Annotated in this window: 17 protein-coding genes; 15 read left to right on the forward strand and 2 right to left on the reverse strand. The window is 44.2% G+C overall.

What is annotated here, in order from left to right; translation table 11 throughout:
* Positions 1-113 precede the first annotated feature (113 nt).
* From AYJ59_RS12130 to AYJ59_RS12160, 7 genes are all read left to right on the forward strand, one after another.
* A complete protein-coding gene (locus AYJ59_RS12130) occupies positions 114-1,061 on the forward strand; it encodes an OmpA family protein (protein ID WP_051673528.1) in 948 nt (315 codons plus the stop codon).
* 28 nt (positions 1,062-1,089) lie between these two features.
* Positions 1,090-1,740 carry a transglutaminase-like cysteine peptidase gene (locus AYJ59_RS12135; protein WP_029939499.1) on the forward strand — a complete coding sequence of 217 codons (651 nt, stop codon included), beginning with the start codon at positions 1,090-1,092 and terminating at the stop codon, positions 1,738-1,740.
* Between the two features lie 64 nt (positions 1,741-1,804).
* A complete protein-coding gene (locus AYJ59_RS12140) occupies positions 1,805-3,742 on the forward strand; it encodes a bifunctional diguanylate cyclase/phosphodiesterase (protein ID WP_127120221.1) in 1,938 nt (645 codons plus the stop codon).
* A gap of 105 nt (positions 3,743-3,847) precedes the next feature.
* Positions 3,848-6,067 carry a type I secretion system permease/ATPase gene (locus AYJ59_RS12145; protein ID WP_237260335.1) on the forward strand — a complete coding sequence of 740 codons (2,220 nt, stop codon included), beginning with the start codon at positions 3,848-3,850 and terminating at the stop codon, positions 6,065-6,067.
* A 1-nt stretch (position 6,068) separates the two neighbouring features.
* The gene (locus AYJ59_RS12150; RefSeq protein ID WP_237260336.1) at positions 6,069-7,430 is read left to right on the forward strand and encodes an HlyD family type I secretion periplasmic adaptor subunit; all 1,362 of its coding nucleotides are present in this window, start codon (positions 6,069-6,071) and stop codon (positions 7,428-7,430) included.
* Positions 7,431-7,479: 49 nt separating this feature from the next.
* Entirely contained in the window at positions 7,480-8,088 is a 609-nt protein-coding gene (locus AYJ59_RS12155; RefSeq protein ID WP_051673527.1) for a response regulator transcription factor, read from the forward strand.
* Between the two features lie 98 nt (positions 8,089-8,186).
* Positions 8,187-9,467 carry a TolC family outer membrane protein gene (locus AYJ59_RS12160; protein WP_237260337.1) on the forward strand — a complete coding sequence of 427 codons (1,281 nt, stop codon included), beginning with the start codon at positions 8,187-8,189 and terminating at the stop codon, positions 9,465-9,467.
* Positions 9,468-9,536: 69 nt separating this feature from the next.
* Here AYJ59_RS12160 and AYJ59_RS12165 read toward each other — a convergent pair whose 3' ends face one another.
* Complete coding sequence (locus AYJ59_RS12165) at positions 9,537-10,229, reverse strand: sulfite exporter TauE/SafE family protein (protein WP_127120222.1); 693 nt, start codon at positions 10,227-10,229, stop codon at positions 9,537-9,539.
* Positions 10,230-10,709, reverse strand: a complete 480-nt coding sequence (locus tag AYJ59_RS12170; protein WP_127120223.1) for an ATP-binding protein — start codon at positions 10,707-10,709, stop codon at positions 10,230-10,232.
* A 68-nt stretch (positions 10,710-10,777) separates the two neighbouring features.
* Between AYJ59_RS12170 and AYJ59_RS12175 the strand changes: the two genes are divergently transcribed.
* The 8 genes from AYJ59_RS12175 (at position 10,778) to AYJ59_RS12210 (ending at position 20,932) form a co-directional block, all read left to right on the forward strand.
* The gene (locus tag AYJ59_RS12175) at positions 10,778-11,458 is read left to right on the forward strand and encodes a TnsA endonuclease N-terminal domain-containing protein (protein ID WP_127120224.1); all 681 of its coding nucleotides are present in this window, start codon (positions 10,778-10,780) and stop codon (positions 11,456-11,458) included.
* Positions 11,451-13,379 carry a Mu transposase C-terminal domain-containing protein gene (locus AYJ59_RS12180; protein WP_164730773.1) on the forward strand — a complete coding sequence of 643 codons (1,929 nt, stop codon included), beginning with the start codon at positions 11,451-11,453 and terminating at the stop codon, positions 13,377-13,379. Before AYJ59_RS12175 ends, AYJ59_RS12180 begins: the two co-directional genes overlap by 8 nt.
* On the forward strand, positions 13,376-14,287 hold the full coding sequence (locus AYJ59_RS12185) for a TniB family NTP-binding protein (RefSeq protein WP_127120226.1): 912 nt from the start codon (positions 13,376-13,378) through the stop codon (positions 14,285-14,287). Before AYJ59_RS12180 ends, AYJ59_RS12185 begins: the two co-directional genes overlap by 4 nt.
* A gap of 2 nt (positions 14,288-14,289) precedes the next feature.
* Positions 14,290-15,429 carry a TniQ family protein gene (locus AYJ59_RS12190; RefSeq protein WP_127120227.1) on the forward strand — a complete coding sequence of 380 codons (1,140 nt, stop codon included), beginning with the start codon at positions 14,290-14,292 and terminating at the stop codon, positions 15,427-15,429.
* A 161-nt stretch (positions 15,430-15,590) separates the two neighbouring features.
* The gene (locus tag AYJ59_RS12195) at positions 15,591-16,793 is read left to right on the forward strand and encodes a DNA cytosine methyltransferase (RefSeq protein ID WP_127120228.1); all 1,203 of its coding nucleotides are present in this window, start codon (positions 15,591-15,593) and stop codon (positions 16,791-16,793) included.
* Positions 16,794-16,843: 50 nt separating this feature from the next.
* Positions 16,844-18,811 carry a DUF262 domain-containing protein gene (locus AYJ59_RS12200; protein ID WP_127120229.1) on the forward strand — a complete coding sequence of 656 codons (1,968 nt, stop codon included), beginning with the start codon at positions 16,844-16,846 and terminating at the stop codon, positions 18,809-18,811.
* Positions 18,808-19,944, forward strand: coding sequence for a DUF3696 domain-containing protein (locus AYJ59_RS12205; RefSeq protein WP_127120230.1), 1,137 nt, complete (start codon positions 18,808-18,810; stop codon positions 19,942-19,944). The genes AYJ59_RS12200 and AYJ59_RS12205 overlap by 4 nt, the downstream gene beginning before the upstream one ends.
* A gap of 10 nt (positions 19,945-19,954) precedes the next feature.
* Positions 19,955-20,932, forward strand: a complete 978-nt coding sequence (locus AYJ59_RS12210; RefSeq protein WP_127120231.1) for a hypothetical protein — start codon at positions 19,955-19,957, stop codon at positions 20,930-20,932.
* Positions 20,933-20,944 lie beyond the last annotated feature (12 nt).

Genomic DNA, 20,944 nt, shown 5'->3' on the forward strand with positions numbered 1-20,944 from the left:
TGGAACAACCCAGGCTTTTTTGAACTTCTTTTACCCTTTTTTTTACGCAGGCTTTACGATAAAATCCTGAAAAATACGAAATAATAAAAATTCATTAAAGGTTGCACAACACCATGAAATTCCATCTTTCCACCGCGTTTTATCTGACGTTGGCGTCGGCACTCTGGATGTCACACGCTTTGGCCGAAGACACTCAATCTTCCGATGAAACACCGCACGCCATCACCACCATCGAACAGGATGAAGACGCCTCCAAGCAAGTCAAAACCTATTACAAGGACCTTGACCAGGACGGCGTACCGGACCAACTCGATCAATGTCCGAATACCGAATTCGGTTATAAGGTCAATGAGCTGGGTTGTGAACTGGATTCCGACGGTGACGGTGTCTACGATCGTACCGACCAATGCCCGAATACACCGAAAGGCATCAAGGTCAACTTCCTGGGCTGTGAAGGCGATGCCGATAAGGACAAGGTACTGGATAGCCAAGATCAGTGTCCGGGCACCCCTTTGGGCACCAAAGTCGACAAAGTCGGCTGTAAGGTGAACAACGATGCCGACGGCGATGGCGTCATCGACCAGGAAGACCAATGCCCGAATTCGCCGCCTGGCAGTATCGTCAACAAATACGGCTGTAAACCGGAAACGCTGGTGGTCACGAACATCGTGTTCAACACCGGTTCTTATGAAATCCGCGCCGACCAGAAGCCGATTCTCGATAAGGACATCAGCCGTCTGCGTGCGCTGGACAGCAATGAAATCGTGTTGATTACCGGTTACACGGATAGCCAAGGCAGCGCGGCCAGCAACATCAAGCTGTCCTGGAATCGTGCCAATTCGACCAAGCATTACCTGGTGAAAAACTTCAATTATCCGGACAACGTGATTCTCCTTGACGGTCAGGGGGAAGCCAGTCCAGTGGCTTCGAATGCCACCGCAGCCGGTCGCCAGAAAAACCGTCGAATCGAGTTCAAGATCATGGATAAGCGCTTGATTCCAAAAGGCGCCAAGCTTGAACTTCCGGAGAAAATGAAGCACTATAACCGCTATCAACAATAGCTTCCGTTTTCCGGACGATAGGATTGCAATGCTGCCCAGATTCAAGCTGATAATTCCCATTATCTTCGGCATTATGAGCTTGTCTTGGGCCGCTCCCTCCACATCGCCAACCGTCATCACCCCGGCCGAAATCGAAAAAGCCAAAGAAAAATACGGCCCTCTGGCCGCCCGCCGCCTTGAGGCCTGGCAAAAACTGGTGGAAAACAACATCAACAAGCCGGAGCGACTCAAACTGCAACGGGTGAACGATTTCTTCAATGGCGCTACCTTCACCACCGATAAAAAACATTGGAAACAGGACGACTACTGGGCCACGCCCACCGAATTTCTGGGCACCGATGCCGGTGACTGTGAAGATTTCGTCATTGCCAAATACTTCACGCTCAAGGCGATGGGCGTTCCGGAAGAAAAGCTCTACCTGACTTACGTTAAAGCCATCCGCCTGAAACAGGCCCACATGGTGTTAACCTATTTCAAAACCCCCAAATCGGAACCGCTGGTACTCGACAATATCAACGACCGCATCATGAAAGCCAGCCAACGCCGTGACTTGATTCCGATATACAGCTTCAACGGTGACGGCCTCTGGCTGTCGAAACAACGTGGCAAAGGAAAGTCCGTCGATGGCGGCACCGATAAATTGAAAAACTGGAACTCACTGCTGGAGAAGATGCGATGAAATTATTACCCCCTTCTCCGAAAAACAAACTGAATGCAAACGGCCTTCAAAAAAGGAAAGATTCATGAGCTTAAGTAAACAGATGATTATTTTTATCGCCTCCATGCTGGTGATCGTCTTGCTGGGTACCTTCTTACTCAACCTGAACAACACCCGTTCTTTTTTGGAAGCGCAGCTACAATCACACGCTCAAGACACCGCCACATCACTCGGCTTATCCTTAAGCTCGGTCGCCGACCCGGAAGACCCATCCAGCATGGAAACCATGATCAATGCTGTTTTTGACCGTGGTTATTACTCCCACATCACCCTGATTGATGTCGACGAGCAACTTATATACGAACGCGCCAACCCGCAAAAAATCGAAGGCATTCCGCAGTGGTTCATCCAGCTGATTTCCATCAAAGCGCCCGATGCCACCGCTCTGATTCAATCCGGCTGGATTCCGGTGGGCACCCTGACCGTGCAAAGCCATCCCGGCTACGCCTACATCGAACTGTGGAAAACCGCCATTAACCTATTGATCTGGTTCGGTTTGGCTACCCTGATTGCGACAGGCCTGGCCATTTATGCCCTGAAAGTGATGCTGAAACCGCTGAAGAAAATGGAGAAACAAGCCGAAGCCATCGTCCGAAAAGAATACCTGTTACAAGACACCTTGCCCTCCACCATCGAATTTAAGCGGGTCGTTTCCGCGATGAACGCCATGGTCCATAAAATGAAAGAAGTGTTCGAGCGCGATGCCCAAAACGCCGAAAAACTGCAAAAAATGGCGTATCAGGACAGCGTGACCGGCATGAGTAACCGCCTGCACTTCGAAATGAATGTCGATGCCCTGCTGGATGACCAGACCGAAGCCACGGCCGGAGCAATTTTTCTATTGCGCATCGACGGCTTGAAAGAATTGAACGACCGTTTCGGTTATCTGATCGGGGATAAACTGGTCAAAATGCTGGCCGATAAAATGCGCGCCGAACTCCACAGCAAGGAAGCGCTGTATGCCCGTTTGAACGGCACCGAATTGATTGCTGTCCTCCCTTCACTGGCCGGCAAAAACGTTAAAGCCCCAGCGGAAGCGGTACAAGCCAGCTTGCCGGAAATTCTGGCGGAACTCAAAGCGGATGATGCCCCGGTAACGCTGTTGGCAGGCCTGGTGGATTACCAACCGGGCGACCAGCGCGGCCAACTACTGTCCAGGCTCGATTTCGCCATTTCCGAGGGACACGATAAGCAACTCGGTGTGTGTTTCTACGGCCACGAAGAAAACGAGGTTGACCAACACGGCGAGGCCTGGAACGACATTTTAACGTCCGCCATCAACGAACAGCGTTTTGTGCTTTTCCAGCAATCCGCTTACGATGCCAATCGCCAGGTACACGATCAGGAATTATTGATTCGTTTGAAAGACACCAATGGACACATCCATTCAGCTGGCTACTTCATGCCGGCCGTCGCGGAATTGAACCTGATGGAAAGCATTGACCGCCTGGTCATCGAGCTGGCCTTGCAGCACCTGCAAAAACGTCCTCAATCCGACTTGGGCTGTCTGGCCATCAACCTGACCGAATCGGTGATTGAAAACGACACTTTCCAGCAATGGTTGTTGACCATTCTAAAAGGTGTGCGCCCGAATACGCTGGCGTTCGAAATGACCGAAACCATGATCAGTCACAATAAAGCCCAGACCTGGCCGTTAATCGAAAAACTGAAAAACCTGTCTTTCTCGTTCGGCATCGACCACTTCGGCAGTCACTTCACCAATATGAACTACCTGCAGGAGTTGCGGCCAAACTACATCAAGCTGGACGCCGCTTTCACCAAAGCTATCGAGAGGGACGAACAGACTCAAAACTACGTTTCCAGCTTGTGTGAAATGTGTCACAGTCTGGATATTCAGATCATCGCCATGTCGGTGGAAAACGAAGCGCAGATTTCCGCATTCAACGAACTGGGAATCCAGCACTTCCAAGGATATTACTATGGTGCACCAAAACCTTTATAATCAACGATTTTGATGGCAAATTAAGTAAAAAAACTATACTCTATTCAAAACGAATAACTTATCTATAATCCGGAATAGACTTGGGTACAGGAACCTTAAATTAACGTGGTAGACAAAACCTCACAACAGACGACGAACACACCAGCGGAAGAAGCGCGCGTGGCCCCGGAGCAAAACCAGGCCTCGCAAGCAACGAATGGCGTCGATTTCAAAGACCCGCTACTGGATTGTTTGGTGCTTTACACCAAACTCAACCGTCGCCCTTTCTCCAAAGATGCGCTGTTGTCGGGCTTACCCATTGCCGACAAGGAACGCCTGACCCCGGAATTGTTCATCCGTGCCGCGGAACGCGCCAACATTATCGCAAGTTTCAAACAACGCGCCTTGACGGACATTCCGAATCTGGTGCTGCCCTGTATCCTGACATTGAAAAACAACCAGGCCTGCCTGCTGGAAAAGATAGACTACGAAACCGAACAAGCCACCATCATTCTATCGGAAGCCCCGGACGGTCGTCGACACGTCTCACTCGACAAACTGAATGAAGATTATCTGGGCTACGCGGTTTATTTCACCGAAAAATTCCAACAGGCCTCCAAAAAAGAAAACCTGGTACACGCCAACAAAGGCCACTGGTTCTGGCACACCTTCTGGGAAAACAAAGGCATTTACCGCGACGTTCTGATTGCCTCGGTCATCATCAACCTGTTCGTGCTGGCCAACCCTTTGTTCGTCATGAACGTCTACGACCGCATCGTCCCCAATAATGCCGTGGAATCGTTATGGGTGCTGGCCATCGGGATCAGTGTCGTCTACATGTTCGACATCTTGCTGAAATTCCTGCGGTCGTACTTCCTGGAAATCGCCGGCAAGAAAAGCGACGTCATCATGTCGTCCAAACTCTTCGAACAAACCTTGGGGCTGACCATGGCCAACCGGCAAGGTTCCATCGGTGCCTTCGCAAACAACCTGAAAGAATTCGACAGCATCCGCAACTTTTTCACCTCCGGCACCATCGCCTCTCTGGTCGATTTGCCCTTCGTGATTATTTTCCTACTGGTCATCTTCTACATTGCCGGCACCATCGTTCTGGTGCCGATCGCCATCATCGCTTTCATCCTGATATACAGCCTGTTGATGAAAGGGCCGATTCGTAAAAGCGTCGAAGCCACCTATGAAGCTTCCGCACAAAAAAACGCGGTTCTGATTGAAACCCTGACCGCAATCGAAACCATTAAATCCTTAGGGGTGGAAGCCCACTCCCAATGGAAATGGGAACAAGCCGTCGGGGAAATCGCCCGCGCCAGTTTGAAATCCAAAATGCTGCAAAGCTCTATCGGACGTATGACCGGGTTCCTGCAACAAATGAGTACCGTCCTGGTGATTCTGGCCGGCGTGTATTTCATCAAAGACGGTGACATGACCATGGGTGGCCTGATTGCCGCGGTAATGCTAAGCCAGCGTGCCATTGGCCCCATGGGACAGTTCGCCAACCTGACGTCCTCTTACCACCAGACCAAAACGGCGTTGGATTCCTTGAACGAATTAATGAAAAAAGAAATCGAACGCCCGTTGGAAAAACGCTTCATCCAACACCCGGTGTTTGACGGCAGCATCGAGTTCGTTGACGTCTCCTTCACTTATCCGGGCGAAAGCAAACAGGCACTGAACAACGTCTCATTTAAAATCGAGCCTGGTGAAAAAGTCGGCATTATCGGACGCATCGGCTCGGGCAAATCCACCATCGAAAAGCTGATTTTAGGGTTTTACCACCCGGACTCCGGTTCCATCCTGATTGACGGCATCGACATCACCCAGCTCGATCCGGCCGAATTGCGACGCAACATCAATTACGTACCTCAGGACGTCACGCTGTTCAGTGGTGATGTGCGCGAAAACATTGCCTATCGCGCTCCCTATGTCGAAGACGACCAAATTCTGAAAGCCGCCCGTCTGGCAGGCGTGGACGATTTCATTAAAACCCATCCTTCCGGTTACAGTTTGAAAATCAACGAAGGCGGCAGTTCACTGTCCGGCGGACAGCGCCAAAGCATCGGCGTGGCTCGAGCTTTATTGCTGCAAAGCCCGATTTACCTGTTCGACGAACCGACCAATGCAATGGATGCCAAAACCGAACAAACCATGATTGACCGTTTGAAAAAAGGCACCATCAAAAACACCAGCATTGTCGTGACCCACAAAATGAGTCTCTTGCAACTGGTGGACCGGTTAATCGTCATGGACAACGGAAAAGTCATCGCCGACGGTTCGAAAGCGAGCGTACTGGAGGCTCTGAAAACAGGGCGTATAAACAAGCAAAATTAACATGACAGAAAAGCAACGTAACCATTCACAGAATCATCCGCCGCAGGTATCCGATGCGGATTTGGCGTTCATGTCGAGCTTGAGTCAGGCCGCGCTGGAAAAGCCGACCATCAAGTCACAAATGATTGTCTGGGTGATGTTTTTGGTCATCATCTGGCTGATTATCTGGGCCAATTATGCCGAACTCGACAAAATCGTTCGTGGCGAAGGCAAAGTCGTGCCGTCCACTAAAATCCAAGTCGTGCAGAATCTGGAAGGCGGCATTGTTGAAAATATTTTCGTCCACTCCGGCGATGCTGTTCAGAAAGACCAGATTTTGCTCAAGCTCGACAATACCCAGTTCTCGAGTTCCTACGACGAAACCGAGTCGCAACTCTATGATTTGCAGGCTCAAGCCGCCCGTTTGTCTGCCCAGGCGTTCGGTAAAGAGTTCAAACTGGAGCCTCGGACCGACGACCCAGAGGTCATCAAGATGTTCGAGCGGGAACAGCAACTGTATGAAAATCAATTGCAACACTTGGAAACCACCAAACACATCCTGGCGGAAAAAATCAAACAGAACCGGTCCGACTTGCAAGAAGCCTACAACCAATTCACACAACTTTCCAAGTCCTATGACTTGTTGAAAAAAGAAATCGAAATCATGCAGCCGCTGGTCAAAGACGGCATTGCCTCCGAAGTCGACTTACTTAAAACACAACGTGAAGCCACCGAAGCTTACTCCAAATTGCAGACCACGGAAAACTCGATTCCCCGACTCAAGTCGATTATCGAGGAATCCATCAATAAGCGTAAAGAAGCCGAACAAAAATTCCGCAACGACGCCCAGCAGGAATTGAATACGGTACTCGCCAAACTCGCACAATTGGAAAGCTCGAAAACCGCGCTGGAAGACCGGGTGCGTCGAACCAACATCACTTCACCGGTTAACGGCACCATCAGCGAATTGCTGGTCACCACCATCGGCGAAGTGGTGCAACCGGGAAGCGACATCGTCAAAATCGTTCCACGTGATGACTCTCTGGTTCTGGAAACCAAAATTCTGCCCGCCGACATCGGCTTTGTTTACCCGGGCCTAAAGGCCAAGGTGAAATTCACGGCCTATGATTTTGCGATTTACGGCGGCTTGGAAGGCACGGTGGAAAAAATCTCCGCCGATACCATTCAGGATGAAGAAGGCAACAGCTTCTACATCGCACGAATCAAAACGGACAAGAACTATCTAGGAACCGAAAAAGACCCGCTTTATCTGTTACCGGGCATGACCGCAACCGTTGACGTTGTCGTCGGCAAACATACGATTTTGGAATACCTGATGAAACCGATTATCAAAGCAAAAGATTTGGCTTTAAGAGAATCCTAAGAAGTCAGAAACCTAAAAAATATAAGAATGAATGAGGCCAGAGACTCTCATGAAGCAGTTGCTACTCTATGTACAAGATCCGCATGCGTTAAAGAATTGGTCGCAGGCCACCGACTTGACCAAAAAGATTCTGTATACACTGGACATTGACCAAGCGGAATACAGCACCGATTCGGCGCTTTTGCTCGTGCAGTTGCCCGAGTCGGAAACGGAACAACAAAAAATTGAAACCATGCTTCGCCATGGCTTTACCGTCATATTGTTTTCCAATATGCCGTCGCCACAAGAAGGCGTGCAATGGTTCCAAAAAGGCATCAAAGGCTACTTGAACACCTTTGCCCAAACAGAACGCATCAACCAAGCGGTCGAGACCGTTTTGGCGGGTAATATCTGGTTGGGGCAAGGCGTGATGCAGTCCCTGATTCAAGCCGTTTCCAACCCGGTAAACCGGAAAGACACCTCTTGGAAAGAGCAACTGTCGGACCGCGAAATCGAAACAGCGGAGTCGGTACTGCTCGGCAAAACCAATCAAGAGATTGCCGAGCTTATGCATATCAGTGAACGCACGGTCAAAGCACATATGCACAGTATTCTTGAAAAACTAGAAGCCAAGGACCGTTTGAATCTGGTGATCAAACTCCAGAATTGGCCCAATTGAAAAATAATGCACTTTAAACTTAAAAAAGATAAAGAATGACGACTATGATCCAGAAATATAAACACTCTATTCGGATATCGGCTCTCAGTGTGGTACTCATGAGCCTATCCCCGCAAATTCAAGCGATTACCATCAAGGAAGCGATTGAAGACGCCATCATCCACAACCCGGACTTCCGTCAGGAAGTCAAAGGTTACCGCGCGATTGAAGCCGAAGTCAGAGGCGCTCAAGGCGGTTATTATCCAAAGCTCGACATTTACGCCGGCTACGGATATGAGGAAGTCGACAAACCAGGTCTAAACAACCAAGGCGACGGGCTGATGCGGCGCGAAGCGCAAATCTTGCTGACCCAAAACCTCTTCGAAGGCTTTGGCACCCAAGACGAAGTCGCCCGTCAGAAATACCGTTTGGATGCTCAGGCTTACAAAACCATTGCCAAGGCCAACGACATTGCCTTGGAAATGGCTCAGGCCTATGTCAATCTGCTGAAAGAACAAGAGCTTTTGGACTTGGCGCAAAGCAACCTGGACACTCACTTGAAAATCTTCGACCAGATTAAAAAGCGTGCCGAAGCCGGCATCGGTAACCAAGTGGAAGTTGACCAAGCCCAAGCACGTCTTGCATTGGCGCAATCAAATTACGGCGCGGCGGAAAACAACTTCTACGACGCCCGCGCCAAATTCCGTCGTATTTTAGGGCGTCAGCCGGACAACGATTTGATTAAACCCTCTTTCCGAGCCAAGATGCCGAAAAACATCGATGAGGCCACCAATACCGCATTATTGGATCACCCAACGATGAAATCGGCCAATGCCGACATCGCCGAGGCACGCATGCAATACGAAGCGTCCGGAAAAAACTATTATCCGAAAATTGATTTGGAAGTAGGGCAACGACTGGACCATAATATTGACGGGATTGAAGGCGAAAACAATAACCTACAGGCCATGGTCGTCATGTCTTATAACCTTTACAACGGTGGACGCGATGCCGCCACCCGTAAACAGACGTCCAGCCAATACCATCAAGCGACGGAAATCCGTAACAATACCCGCCGCCAGATCATTGAAAACCTTCGCTACGCCTGGAACGCCAACGAATACATCGGCAATCAGTTGGAATACGTCAACCAGCACATCAAACTGACGCATGAAACCCTGCTCGGTTACCGTAAACAATTCAGTTTGGGGCGCCGTTCCCTACTCGATTTGCTCAACACCGAAAACGAATACATTTCAGCCATGCGGACATTGATCACCAATGAAGCAGACCAGTTAAACGCCAAATATCGTATTCTGGCGGGAACCGGCCACCTGCTTGACGAGTTGGGCATTAAGTACAGCTTCATCGAAGCGGAAGAAGAACATACCGACGAATAGTCCGACAACGTCATAAAAAAAGCCCCGAATCGGGGCTTTTTTTATGAGCGTCAGTTTCTGGTCAAAAAGCTAGGCCACTTGAACGCTGTAGGCTAAATACAGTTGCCCGAACCCCATCACCATCACTAAACCTCCAGCCACTTTACGTACCAGGTTATTCCTCGCCAGTCGGGTGAAGAAAAACACAAAGGTACCCATCAACAAGAGATTCGGCAAAGTACCCAAACCAAACGCCAGCATCACCAAACCGCCTTCCAACGCGCCACCGGCACTCAATGCCATAATCAACATACTGTAGACCAAACCGCACGGCAACCAACCCCACACCATGCCATACAACCAGGCCTGGCCAATTGTGCGAATCGGTATCATTTTCTGCGTCAACGGCGCCAACCGCTTCCAAATACCCTGGCCGCTTTTTTCAATGACCACTAGACCGTTCCACCAACCGCCTAAATACAAGCCAAGCACCACCATAAACACCCCGGCCACGACTTGCAGGGTTTGTTGCAACGGCAAGAATGTCGCCAGCGACACCAAGGAACTGCCGAGAAAGCCGAACAAGGCGCCAATCAAAACATAACTGCTGATACGTCCCAGGTTATAGCTTAATTGATACGGTAACATGCGCCACCAACTCAGTTGCACTTCCGGCTTCAGGTTGAACGTCAAAGCCCCCACCACGCCGCCGCACATGCCTAAGCAATGGACGCCGCCCAACAATCCGACGATTAGCGCCGTTAAATAAATCGATTCGGTCATTTATTGCGTTTTGTCCATGCTGCGGTAAGAAATCGCTTCGGCCAGCTGGGCCGTTTGCACAGCCTCTTGCCCTATCATGTCGGCCAGAGTTCTGGCCACTCTTAAAATTCGGTGGTACCCACGTGCTGAAAGCCCCAAACGATTCATCGCTTGTTCCAAAAGCTGCTTGGAATCGGAATCTAATACTACCAGCGCCTCCAACTGCTTAGAGGTCAGCGCGGTATTTAAGCAACCTTGACGGTCATACTGCAAAGCCTGACATTGCTCGACTCTTGCCCGAATTCGCGCACTGGTTTCAGCGCCCGCTTCCGGCTTACCGCTTAAGGCCTCAAAATCCACCGGTGGCACTTCCAAATGGCAATCAATGCGATCCAGCAAAGGCCCGGAAATCTTCTGGCGATAACGACTGATTTGCTCTGGCGTGTCGGAGCAGCTGTCAAATACAAAATTAAATGATAATATCGGGAGTAAAAATGCCATTTTCTACAAAATTAATTGATAATCTGAGTTAAAAGATAGTACAGAAACCAAAAATCCTACAATAATAAATGAGAATGCTTGCCATGCCAGCCAGAAAAATTCCATTAAGTTATCGTAACATTACCGGCCATGTACACAGTAATAAAAGTGATGAATATACTCACTTTGAATCTGGCCTTGAACGCAAAGCGCTTCTGCTATGTGAGTTTGATGACCAAATTGAAAAATTCAAAACTCAGCCAAGGCGATTTGAATTCATTCATGATGGTAAAAAAAGACATTATACGCCTGATATTTTGATTAAGTTTAAAGATGGAAGATTGCTGTATATCGAGGTGAAGTACAGGAGCGACCTCAAAAAAGACTGGGAAAAACTAAAACCAAAGTTTAAAGCTGCTATACGGGAATTAAAATCAGAACCCAACACACGATTTAGGATATGGACTGAACAAGAGATTCTCTCCCCATTCTTACAAAACGTCACCTTTCTCCTCCCCTACAAAAACCGCCCATTCGAAAAATACCAACTTGCGACCATTCAAAAGATTTTATCCAGAGGTCAACCAACCCCAATCAACGAACTATTAGCTCTTTGTTCAACCGATGAAATGGAGCAAGCAGAGTTCCTAAATACACTCTGGTATGCCGTCGCAAACCAACTAGTCACCACCGACTTATCAACCCCGCTCAACATGAATCAATTAATCTGGGTAAAACCTGAATATTCCAAGGATGAAAACAATGAGTGAAACCCATTTTGAAATCGGCGCCGAAGTATTTCATGGTAACTCACGCTACAGGGTAATCGGAGTGCTTGACCTGGAGCACGTATCTGTCCGCAGCTCGTTTACAGGTACCGTTAAAAAGTTACATATTTCTGAATTATCATCTCAACCGGCCGACCCCGAAAAGCCTATTGAGGTTATCCCCGCAACAGAACTGTTAACCATTCCGGACGAAGACTGGATTAAGGCCAACAATAAAGCCATGCTGTTTAATCAAGTCATGCAGGTTAACGATGAAGTTGAAAGACGGGCAAAACTCCAAGAAGTCGCCAGCAAACTAGGCATCTCCGAACCGACGGCTTACAAACAGTTACAAAAATACAAAAAATCAAACGGAAATCCGTTATCCCTACTCAGAAAAAAACGAAAAGAATATGGTCGCTTGCAGCCTGAAGTTGAAGAGTTAATACAGAAATACATTGGAGTTTATCTAAGCCCGATTCAACCCAGAGTGACAAATATTTATCGTGACTTAGCATTAGAGATTTTTGAAATTAACAAAGAACGAAAACAACCTGGTCTCGAACTACTTTCTACACCTCATATCAACACTCTTAGAGTTCGTATTTCACAACTTAGTGCATCGGAAGTCGCCACCAAAAGAGAAGGCCGAAAAGGTCGTGAAAACTTCAGGCCCATAACCGGAAAGTTTCCAAGAATAGACAAACCTCTGGCTGTAGTACAAATTGACCACACACCCATGGACTTAACTATTGTCGATGACGAGTACCGTCTTGATATAGGGCGCCCAATCATAACCTTGGCAATCGATGTTTACAGTCGAATGGTCGTTGGCTTCTATATTTCATTGGAAAAACCAAACACCCTTCTGACTGGACTTTGCTTAGCTCATGCTATTCTCGATAAAAAGCAATGGCTACTTGATCATGACGTTAAAGGAGATTGGCCTGCCTTCGGAATTATGGATGTCATCCATACCGATAACGGTAAAGAATTTCACAGTAATTCACTAAAAAAAGCATGTGATACCTATCAGATCAGCATGACCAAAAGGCCAGCAAGAACACCCCGTTATGGGCCTCATGTTGAACGATCATTCAAGACATTTAATGATGCTGAGCTTCATACGTTACCAGGCACCACTAAATCCAACATTCAAGACAAAAAGGAATACGATTCTGCTGGAAATGCTATTTTTACATTATCGGAATTTGAACAATACTTCACCGAATTTTTAGTGAATCATTACCATCTCGAGAGGCATTCCGAAATCGGCATGTCACCTCTCCAAAAGTATAAACAAGGCATTCTCGGCGATGGTAAACAGTTAGGAAGGGGCATCCCGCCAAAAGTCGACAATCCACTTAAGTTGAAGATTGATTTTCTGCCCTACGTAGAAAGAAGTGTCCAGAAATATGGCATCCAGTTATTCGGCATTGACTACTTTCATGATGTATTACGTAAATGGATTAAGCAACCGGACAAAACGCGAAAGAACGTTCAAAAGTTCATTGTGCGCTATGACCCGCGGGATTTGAGCTCGGTTTTCTTTTACGATCCAGATATGGAGTCCTATGTCGTGGTACCGTACCGTGACACCAGTCACCCGGCGATTTCACTTTGGGAGTTGAGAGAGCTGAAACGCCGTGCGAAAGAAGCTAATCCTTCACAAAAAGCGGATGAAGAGGCTATATTCGAAGCCCGAGCCCGATTGAAACGGCTGACTGAGCAGGCCAAAAAAGAAACCAAGCATGTCCGGCGCGCCAAACAAAAAGAAGCCATCCGACAAAAAGAGTCTATTCCTTCTCTAGCAACCCAAACTGGAGATGATTACAGCATAGGTTCAATACTGACTCCTTCAATTGAGAGTATTGACGATGAGGATTTTGACGACATCCAACCATTTGAGGACATTGAACAATGAGTCAATACAATCACTTGTTAGACAAGGCGTTTGATTTATTAGATGCGCCAAAAGAGGAGCGCATCGAATACATCAATCTCGACAAATGGATTGGGTACCCAAGAGCACAACAAATTCTTGAACGGATGGAAGACTTCATCTCTTATCCGAAAGTCGAACGAATGCCGAATCTATTAATTGTCGGTGACAGCAATAATGGCAAGACACAAATCCTGAAGCGCTTTGCCAACCGCTACCCTTTGACGACGGATGAAGAAGACTATACAAATCGCCAGCCGGTTGTCTTTATCTCAGCTCCGGCCAAACCGGATGAAAACGCTTTTCTAATCCGGGTGTTAGAAGAAATGATTGTGCCTTACGCGAAGAACGACAGCCTGGAGGTCAAGCGCCAGAAAATTATTCGAGCTATGAACGCACGGGAAACCCGGATGTTGATTATTGATGAAATCCAACACATCATCGCCGGCTCCTACAATGCTCAAAAAGGCTTCCTCAATAGCATTAAGGACTTGAGTAACGCTTTAAGGATTCCAATTGTCGGTGCCGGCATTGAGGATGCTTTTCACGCAATACAGGTAGACTCACAAATGGCGAACCGGTTTCAGGTAGAAGTGCTGGAACGATGGGCGTTTGATTCCAAAGAAAACCGTAAGGCTTTCGCCCAATTAATTGCTACCATTGAAACAAGGCTTCCTCTGCCGGAACCATCCTTTCTATACAAAAAGCCATTTATTGAACAGCTGCATTATTTAAGTGAAGGCTTGATTGGCGAGTTGATTTTAATCATCAAACGTTTGGCCGTATACGCAATTCGTCATGACTTGCCTTCCATTGATGAATCGGTTTTCGGAGACTTGAACTTGGTACCGGCGTCGAAACGAAAGGACTTGCTCAAACGGATGCGTTAGATATGAGACGGTACATTCTTGACCCACCATTTAAAGATGAACTGATGACATCTTGGATTGCCCGAAATGCTTTGTTGTATGGAATGAAGCCAACTCAATTAGCGACCCTGATTACCAAAGATGTGGAGTCTTGGAAAAGTGATCTTGATGTATTCTTAAACGAGAAAAGAATGTCGTCCATTCTTGAAAGAACAGGACTGAATGAAACACAAATCCGGCGCTTACCGTTTTATGGCTCCTGCGAGTATTTTTACAACCAGACTGGGAAGACAAACCAGGTCAAATGGGTAATGCCTATTGGCATAAGACAGACAGGGAAAAAGTTATTTAGCTTGCAATACTGCCCTTGCTGTCTGGCAGAAGACGGTGACAGGCCTTATTTTCGAAAGCACTGGCGATTAGGGTTTATGACAGCCTGCCCATACCATTCCGTACAGTTACATGATCGATGCCCTAAGTGCCACAGCCCAATTGATTTGAAACGACTACAAAAACATGAAGAGGAAGTTCTTTACCACCCGCTTGATATCGTTCACTGCTCAAAATGTGGTTTTGATTTGCGCGAGACCGAATTTGTTCCTACCTCTAGCGATGAATATGAAATCAATCGCATCAATCTTTTGCAGTCCTCTCTCGGGTATGGTCATGCCGGAGATTTGGAGTTTAACTATTCAAACCTGTATTTTGAGGGCATCCGGCGTTTGTTATCGTTTTTGGTGTGCAGCCCAAAGGGTGAAAAACTGTTTATGCACTTACGTCAAGACTTAGGTTTACAGCAAATATACCACCGAGAATTGATTGGCCGAAATGTAGAACCGGAAAGGCTTAATATTAATTTACGGCGAACCGGGTTAATCATGATTTATTGCTTATTACAGGATTGGCCAGAGGGATTTATAAAAGTATGCAAAGCAACCAATACGTCAACCCACTTGATTAAAACACCTTATTTGGAGTTTCCGTTTTGGGTAACTGATGTGCTGTTTTTTCATATCAAGCAATACAAATATTTCGCGTGCGACGAAGAAAAATCGAATATTGTTGATTTTTTCGAGAGACGATTAAAGAAAAAAACTAATCCCCAACAGATTAAAAAATTTATGAATTACTACTTTAAAACAAACGATACCTCCAACTCTTAACCCTCAAGGCAGAATAAAGCAATACAAATTGACACCCTTGAATCACTACGCGACGTTATGGCCAGACAATGTTAAAATAGTCCAACTAAGCATGGAACCATTATCGCAAAACAAAACCCTGTATAATCATTTGCACGTAAGAGGTTAATAAGGAATTCATTTTGACGTATAAGTTACTGTCTTTTTTTACTGGAGCTGGGCTACTAGATATTGGGTTTAGGAATGTCGGCTTTGACTCTGTATGGCATAATGAATTTAACCCCGCATACTTAACAGGGTTTAAGTATGGAATGAACTCATTATACGGATTAACTGAGAATGAATTGAATATTAAACAGGGTTCAATTACTAACATTTCTTATTCAGAGATCAAACGAAATACTCCAAATAATTTACTTAGAAATGGCAATTTTGGAGTTATCGGAGGACCGCCATGCCCTGACTTTTCTAATGGCGGAAAACATAAGGGCTCTGAAGGTGAAAATGGCAAATTAACTGGTATATACATTGACGTAATTTTGGAATTAAAGCCAGAGTTCTTTGTTCTTGAGAATGTCAAAGGACTTATCCAAAAAACAAAACATCGAAATTACCTGTTTAGCTTAATGAAAAAGGTATCGAAGGATTATTATTTTGATCTCAATTTGCTAAATGCGCTTGAATTTGGTGTCCCACAAGATAGAGAACGTGTTTTTTTCATTGGCTTTAGAAAGGATTCCTTAATGGAAAAAAAAGGAGTGACTTTTTGCCAACATATTCAAGCCCTTAATAACATCTCCCTGACTTCAAATTTTTCAACCAAGGCTTTGTCAACTAGGTTAAATTGGTTTGATTGGCCGGTTGACAGTCGCTTCGTTGGAGCCAAAACACTTTTTGAATGGCCTAACCTAAGTCCATATGGAAAGACGCCAAAATTATCGTCAACGTTGCCTGAACGTTTAACAGTAGGCGCATCAGTATTTAATGAATCAATCAACAACCTACCAAACCAAGATGATACCTTTCGGGCCTTCAGTGAAAAATTTCACCAGATAAAAGAAGGGGATGTTTCGAGAAAAAGTTTTAAACGGTTACACAGGTGGCGATACAGTCCTACGGCGGCTTATGGCAATAATGAAGTTCATCTTCACCCATGGTTACCACGACGTTTATCTGTGAGAGAAGTCATGAGAATACAATCTGTTCCCGATGAGTACAGTCTCCCCTTTGATATGACTCTGACCGATAAATTTAAAACTATTAGTAACGGAGTTCCTGTTATTTTGGCAGAACGAATTGCGGAACAGGTTGCGAGTTTTTTAAAGTCTAACTCTTATGAAATACCTGAAAATGTAAATACTGAACTTTTAACAAAGGTATGTTGAAAAGATAGAAGAATACAACCTTAAAATAGTGTCACTCACGAGAATTAGAAATGTATACCAACTTTGAAGACGTCATTTTAGATATTGAAAATTTAGTAGGCATGGAACTCCAAGCAATAAACCCCATGACCCCAGATATTGTAATTGAGTCTTGGAATATCAACGATGGTAAATACATCGTAAAACAAAAAGACTCCAATAAAACTTACAACCGTAATTTTAAAGAGATTCAAACTATATTTTTGGAGTTAACAAAAAATGGCTATTGCAGTGTAGAGCAAGCCTTACAAGGCTCTTATAGTAGCCGCCATCACCCAGAAACTATTTTTTGCAACTTACCCTCTATTCAGTATTTCAAGTTTGAACGCCGAAAACATTTGATTCTTAGACAAGAAACACAACACTCTTACGGTGAAATACAAGAGTTACCAGCAAAAGAACAACGAAGTGTTAAAGCATCCATAGTAGCTCAGAAAAAATTTAGCCAAATCTGGTTAGCAAGAGAACTTGCAAACATTTCATCGAAACTTCACTCTGAAGTAGATCAACTACACTTAGCTTCCCCAGGGGTATTGATAGATACTAACCTTTCAGAACTAATTGAAAGATTCGATTATATTAATGATGCCGTGCAAGCAACCTCAATACGAATAGATACAAATCAAAATGAATTCGACCTACACGATGAAGATGTTTTAAACAAGGATGTTGACTTATCTGACTTAGTTGATTTATCTTCCATTACAGGAATTGATGATGGAAACACCTCTGATAGTATCAATAGCTTAGACGACGATGAAGACACTACAAAACCATCATCAGAATTAAGCGTCCCAAATATTCGACGCCAAACCCCAAGTTTATCTTTATTATATGAAAGACTTAAATACGGGGAGATTGAAATTCAACCTGAATATCAACGAAAGGATCGAATTTGGGATTCCAAAAGAAAATCCAAATTAATAGAATCTATTTTAATGGGTTTACCATTGCCGATTTTTTATTTTGGAGAACGCAAAAATGATGACTGGGCTGTAATTGATGGCCTACAGCGTTTAACAACTATACAGGACTTTATGAAGGGTGACTTTCAACTGAAGTTAGAAAAAGAATCGCCGGTCATGGAAGCCGATGGAAAGTCATTTAAAGAATTTGATAGAAAGCTCACTCGCCTAATTAATGAATATGAAATTACCGCTTATGTAATTGACATAAATGACGAAATCGATGAATCAGGTAGTTCAAATCGCTTTATTATCGAGCTATTCCACAGAATCAATACTTATGGTGTGAAACTTAGTGAACAAGAAATTCGTTCTGCAATCAACTTTGGTAATAGTGTTTACTACTTAAAGTTCCTAGCATCCTCAGCGACCTTTCTTGAGGCAACTACAAACACCGTAAACCCTAAAAGACAAAAGGATCTAGAGTTATGCTTAAGTGGCTTGGCTTTTATTATATTCGGGTATAAATCATTTGATACCATTAAATATTCCGATTACTTATCCCAAGCAATGGTATGGATTAATAGACAAGACTTTCAAAAAATAAAAAAAACTGATGGAGAAGAAGATTATGTATCAGAGTCCCCAACTATTATATCTCTTACATCAAAATTTGAATCAAGTCTCAAACTCTGTCACGAAATTTTTGGAAATGATGCTTTTAAAAAAGTAAGAGGGGCAATTAGAAAAGAACCAATTAGTAAACCTCTTTTTGAAGTCTTAGTCACTTTATTTGCACATGCTGATAACACACAAAAAGAACAAATCAAACAAAATAGAGATTCTTTTGTAGAGGAGCTTTATCTTGCCATCAAAAATGATAGTCAAAAATATGCTGAATGGACAAGTGAATCATACAACGATTCAGATCGTGGATTAGAGTATTCCTTATCGACATCAACAGGCAAGAAAGCAACGGTTCTTTATAGATTTGAAGCTATTGCAAACATTCTAAAGAATACAACAGGCTGTGAAATTTACATTAGACCTCTTTCAGTTCCGGTAACAAAATGATTACAGAAATAATTTTAAAAAACTTTAAGTGTTATAAAGAACAAAAATTTATCTTAAATAACTTAAGCGTTTTTTGCGGCAATAACTCAGTCGGTAAAAGTACCGCAATTCAAGCTTTAGCTGTTCCATTTCAAAGTCGATTCCAAACTGAAGTAGCTCTCAATAATAACCTTGTCGAACTTGGAAGCATTCGAGATATTTTTTCTGCTTATGCAAATAAAAATGAAAATTACTTGAAAATAACCTTAAAATTCAACGACCAAGAGTGCTCTTGGGGTGAAGAAAGCAGTGACGAAACATCAGACTTAATTAAAAACTACTTGCACAACCAATCAATGACTGTAAACAAAGAAGACCTCTATCAAAATTATTTTTCGGATAAAGGCTTTCAATTTTTACAAGCCGAACGATTCGGTCCCAGAGTATATCTAGAGAATAGCCACGATCAAACTATATCAAACTGGCTGGGCCCTAAAGGTGAATATACATATCAAGTCTTAACCCAACTAGATAATGTAGGGGCTCGTTTGGACTTAAAAGATAAAAGAATTTTAGATAATAATGAAGGTCCTAGTATCAGAAGAAATATAGTTAAATGGATGTCTGAAATTTCACCTGGATTTAACTTTGAATCACATATAGTCACCAATGCGGGTATTAGTCACGCCCAATTTCAAGCCTACGGTTCTGAAAAAACTAAACCCATTAATATGGGATTTGGCTTGAGTTACTCTTTAAGTATTGTTTGCGCTTTATTATTAACAAAACCTGGGGGGCTGGTCATTATCGAAAACCCAGAGGCTCACTTGCACCCAAAAGGGCAAAGTTACCTCGGAAGGTTAATCGCTAAATCTGCTCTTGCAGGAGTACAAGTCATAATAGAAACACATAGTGATCACTTGTTAAATGGTATTAGAGTTGCTGCCAGGTTAGATGACGATTACTTAGGCGAGGATTTTTCGGTTTTTTTTGTTTCAGGCAATAACAAAGCTGCAAGTAACGTAGAGAAAATTAATATTGGAAGTAAAGGAGAACTATCATCGTGGCCCGATGGTTTTTTTGACCAACAAGCATATGATGTTAAAACTCTAATGACAGGCAAGGAAGTATCCGATTTAGGATTAAATCAATAGGACACTAATTTTGGTTATTGCATATGTATACATAACTCGTTACAGTCTTGGGGCCCTTGACGAGAATACATCTGAAGATAAGCTAACGCAAATAATTTCTTCTCTCTCGCAAGCTATTGAAGATTATAAAAAATCTGATAATATTACAGTGGAATCACCCTATGATTTTATTGATTATATTGGCGATAATACAACGAATGCATTGCAGGATGAAATCTATCAAATTGTTGATAATGATTTTACTAAATTCTCTTTTTTGCTAGCAGAGTTGGAAAAAATCATCACGCCATATCAAATCAAATATAAAGACTCTAGTGTTATTATTTCTTCAATACAGAACCAAACATTAACCTTTCCTCGCCACTACGCTTTTACACAAGACAAAACTTACTTTTGGCCGCAGATTTGTCGCCATTTTCACACTTTTTCTTGGCGAGCAACATTAGATCAAAATTCTGACTTTATCGCCCAAAACCACAACGGTAGTGAAGAATTTATTTCTTGGTCAAAACAGAATTATGAAAATTTAGAGTTTCACTCCGACATAGAAGGAACATTACATACTGTTAAACAAGGAAGATATGAAGATTACAAAGCCATGTTTTCACATGCTTTAAACACACTAAATCAATCATATTATAAGATATCAAATGCCTCTAATCAAAATGAAGCCGACCTGATCATAATACGTGACCTTACTAATTCCATAGGTATAAAAAAACACCTTGCCTGCTCTAGGCAAGGGGCCAATAAACCCCCACCATTTAAATTTCCAAAAAGTTGTTCAGGAGCCGAAGTCAATTGTGGCCAAAATCATATCCCAGAGTATGACGAAATCAGTTGCGAGTACCATTTAAAAATTGATACTAATGACAGAGACTGTTCATTACCTCATTTAAAGAAAGTTCGTGTATATTTTGGCCTGAAAACTTATGATCATTTAACAAAAAAACAAATTAAAGTGGCCCATATGGGAGAGCACCTTTAAAGTATAGGCCCA

The sequence above is a fragment of the Thiomicrospira sp. S5 genome (assembly GCF_003991075.1).
Lineage (GTDB): Bacteria > Pseudomonadota > Gammaproteobacteria > Thiomicrospirales > Thiomicrospiraceae > Hydrogenovibrio > Hydrogenovibrio thermophilus.